We start from the raw sequence: 515 nt of genomic DNA on the forward strand, positions 1-515 counted from the left end.
TTCCGGGCTGTAGAGCGTCGAGTCCCCGATATCCCGTGGCCAGAAAGCCAGCAACATGACGTTGAGTGCCGAGCTTGCACCGGCGGCAACTCCGGCGAGTCCGCGTACTGCCCAAGCGCCAAGGTCGCTACCCAGTGTGCCCGCCACCCGCCCAACCGTACCGGCGGTGCCCGTCGAAGCCAACAGTGCCATGGCACCAAAGTTGTTCGCGGGTTCGGGTGCCGTTCCAGCGGCGATTGAGCCCGGAGGCACCGAGACGCAGGATTTGGCGAACACACAGGTGTCGGGAGGTGTGATGGGCGCGGTCGAGGTGACCCGTTGATCAACGCGGATTTCCTGCCACTTCAACGTCTGGTTGGCGATCAGCGTGGGCGGTGGCGTGCATTTGCACAGACAAACATCACCTTCCAGTGCGGCCTCCCTGTCTTCGTACAGTTCCACCAGATGCCGGCCAGCGAGGACGATAACGCCGTCGCTGCGGCACACCGGGCAGGAAACCAGATCGCGCTCCCTGC

At 64.1% G+C, this 515-nt stretch carries 1 protein-coding gene; it reads right to left on the reverse strand.

Features of this window, described 5'->3' with window-relative positions:
- Positions 1-515: PAAR domain-containing protein (locus HX851_RS33440; protein WP_501037622.1), on the reverse strand; the 515-nt coding region annotated here is incomplete at both ends.

This window comes from Pseudomonas gingeri (assembly GCF_013385635.1).
Classification (GTDB): Bacteria; Pseudomonadota; Gammaproteobacteria; order Pseudomonadales; family Pseudomonadaceae; genus Aquipseudomonas; species Aquipseudomonas gingeri_A.